This window comes from Mycobacterium colombiense (assembly GCF_003284935.1).
GTDB lineage: Bacteria > Actinomycetota > Actinomycetes > Mycobacteriales > Mycobacteriaceae > Mycobacterium > Mycobacterium arosiense_A.
The window spans coordinates 1-2,900 of sequence record NZ_QMEV01000141.1; the positions used below are offsets into that span (position 1 = coordinate 1).

The 2,900-nt window shown below is 67.4% G+C and carries 3 protein-coding genes; all 3 read left to right on the forward strand.

From position 1 onward, the window contains the following. Positions 1–501, forward strand: a 501-nt coding sequence (locus DQP57_RS26400) for an MCE family protein (protein WP_205869248.1), incomplete at its 5' end; no start/stop codon positions are given. After that, on the forward strand, positions 498–1,538 hold the full coding sequence (locus DQP57_RS26405) for a virulence factor Mce family protein (protein ID WP_112635856.1): 1,041 nt from the start codon (positions 498–500) through the stop codon (positions 1,536–1,538). The genes DQP57_RS26400 and DQP57_RS26405, both read left to right, overlap by 4 nt. Further along, positions 1,535–2,900: virulence factor Mce family protein (locus DQP57_RS26410; protein WP_112635858.1), on the forward strand; the 1,366-nt coding region annotated here is incomplete at its 3' end. The genes DQP57_RS26405 and DQP57_RS26410, both read left to right, overlap by 4 nt.

The following is a 2,900-nucleotide window of genomic DNA, read 5'->3' on the forward strand; positions in this document are numbered from 1 at the left end:
GGCGGGCCGTATCTGGCGCGCGGCGCCGCTGACCTGGTGCCCACCGCCCAGCTGCTGGACACCTACAGCCCCGAGCTGTTCTGCGCCGTGCGCAACTACCACGACATCGAACCCAAGGCCGCCGCGTTCCTGGGCGGCAACGGCTACTCGCTCAACAGCCACACCCAGGCGCTGTCCGGATTGGGGCTGATCGCCAACCCCCTGTCGCTGGTCGCGGTCGCCGCGCTCACGCTGGGGCTGGGCGCCGCGGCCGGCCTGGTCGGTGGCGCGCCGAACCCCTACGTCTGGCCGGAGAACCTGCCACGGGTCAACGCGCGCGGCGGGCCCGGCGGTGCGCCGGGTTGCTGGCAACCGCTCACCCACGACCTGTGGCCCGCGCCGGAACTGGTGATGGACTCCGGCAACAGCATCGCGCCGTACAACCACCTGGACACCGGGTCGCCGTATGCGATCGAGTACGTCTGGGGCCGCCAGGTAGGGGATAACACGATCAACCCATGAAAATCACCGGAACTCTTGTCAAGCTCAGCATCTTCTCGGTGGTGCTGCTGATCTTCACTGTGATGATCATCGTGGTGTTCGGTCAGATGCGCTTCGACCGCACCAGCAAGTACTCCGCGGAGTTCAGCAACGTCAGCGGCCTGCGCGCGGGCCAGTTCGTTCGCGCCTCCGGGGTCGAGGTCGGCAAGGTCGACACGGTGGAGCTGGTCGACGGCGGCAAGCGGGCACGGGTGAAATTCAACGTCGACCGCTCGATCCCGCTGTACCAGTCGACGACCGCCCAGATCCGTTACCTCGACCTGATCGGTAACCGCTACCTGGAGCTCAAGCGCGGTCAGGGCGAAGGCGCCGACAAGGTGCTGCCGCCCGGCGGGTTCATCCCGCTCGCGCGCACCCAGCCGGCGCTCGACCTCGACGCCCTGATCGGTGGGTTCAAGCCGTTGTTCCGGGCGCTGGACCCGCAGAAGGTCAACGGCATCGCGACCGCACTGGTGACCGTCTTCCAGGGTCAGGGTGGCACCATCAACGACATCCTCGACCAGACCGCGCAACTGACCAGCCAGCTCGGTGAGCGCGACCAGGCGATCGGCGAGGTCATCAAAAACCTGAACACGGTGCTGGACACGACCGTGCGCCACCGGCAGCAGTTCGACCAGACCATCAACAACCTGGAGGTGTTGATCACCGGTCTGAAGGATCACGGCGACCAACTGGCCGGGGGGACCGCACACATCAGCAACGCCGCGGGCACGCTCGCCGACCTGCTGGCCGAGGACCGCGGGTTGCTGCACAAGACGATCAACTACCTGGACGCCGTCCAGCAGCCGCTGATCGACCAGCAGGACCAACTGCAGGACTATCTCAAGAAGGTGCCGACCGCGTTGAACATGATCGGGCGCGCCATCGGGTCCTACGGGGACTTCGTGAACTTCTACGCCTGTGACATCACCCTGAAGATCAACGGTTTGCAGGCCGGCGGCCCGGTCCGCACGGTCCGGCTGTTCCAGCAGCCCACGGGTAGGTGCACGCCGCAATGAGAACACTCGAACCCCCGAACCGCGTCCGCATCGGCCTGATGGGCATCGTCGTGACGGTGCTCGTGATCGGCGTCGGCCAAAGCTTCACCAGCGTGCCGATGTTGATGGCCAAACCGCATTACTACGGGCAGTTCAGCGACACCGGCGGCCTGAGCAAGGGCGACAAGGTGCGCATCGCCGGCGTGGACGTCGGCAAGGTGGAGGGGATCAAGATCGACGGCGATCACATCGTGGTCCAGTTCAACGCCGGCACCGCGACGTTCGGCACCGAGAGCCGGATCGCGGTCAAGACCGACACCATCCTCGGCAAGAAGGTCCTCGATCTCGAGGCCCGCGGCAGCCAGCCGCTGCGGCCCGGCGCGACGCTGCCGATCGGCCAGAGCACCACGCCCTACCAGATCTACGACGCCTTCTTCGACGTCACCAAGGCCGCCCAGGGCTGGGACATCGACACCGTCAAGCAATCGCTGCACGTCCTGTCGCAGACCATCGACCAGACCTACCCGCACCTGAGCCCGGCGCTCGAAGGGGTGGCCAAGTTCTCCGACACCATCGGCAAGCGCGACGAAGAGGTCAAGCACCTGCTCGCCCAGGCCAACCAGGTCGCCGGCATCCTCGGTGATCGCAGCGACCAGATCGACCGGGCGCTGGTCAACGCCAAGACGCTGCTGGCCGCCTTCAACGAACGCGGCCAGGCCATCAACGCCCTGCTGGGCAACGTCGCGGCATTCTCCGAACAGGTGAAGGGCCTGATCAACGACAACCCGAACCTGAACCACGTGCTCGAGCAGCTGCGCACCGTCAGCGACATCCTGGTGCAGCGCAAAGACGACCTGGCCAACGGATTGACCGAGGTCGGCAAGTTCCTGCCGTCACTCAACGAGACCATCGCCTCGGGGCCGTTCTTCAAGGTGGTTCTGCACAACCTGGCGCTGTACCAGATTTCGCAGCCGTGGGTGGACGCAGCCTTCAAGAAGCGCGGCATCGATCCGGAGAACTTCTGGCGCAGCGCGGGCCTGCCGGCCTACCGGTTCCCCGACCCCAACGGCACCCGGTTCCCCAACGGTGCGCCGCCGCCGGCACCGCCGGTGCTCGAGGGCACGCCCGATCACCCGGGCCCGGCCGTCCCGCCGGGATCGCCGTGCTCGTACACGCCGGCCAATCCGGGCGGCAACGTCACCGTCGGCGACGAGGGTCTGCCGCGGCCGTGGAACCCGTTGCCCTGTGCGGGCGCGACGACAGGCCCGTTCGGAGGGCCGGGCTTCCCGGCTCCAGTCGACGTGATGACGTCGCCGCCCAACCCCGCCGGCCTGCCGCCCACGCCGGGCATCCCGATCGCGGGTCGCCCGACGGCCCGGTGCC

Bases quoted from the DNA above. Each gene is read 5' to 3' on its own strand.
- DQP57_RS26405 (WP_112635856.1), top strand. From the start codon at position 498: ATGAAAATCACCGGAACTCTTGTCAAGCTCAGCATCTTCTCGGTGGTG.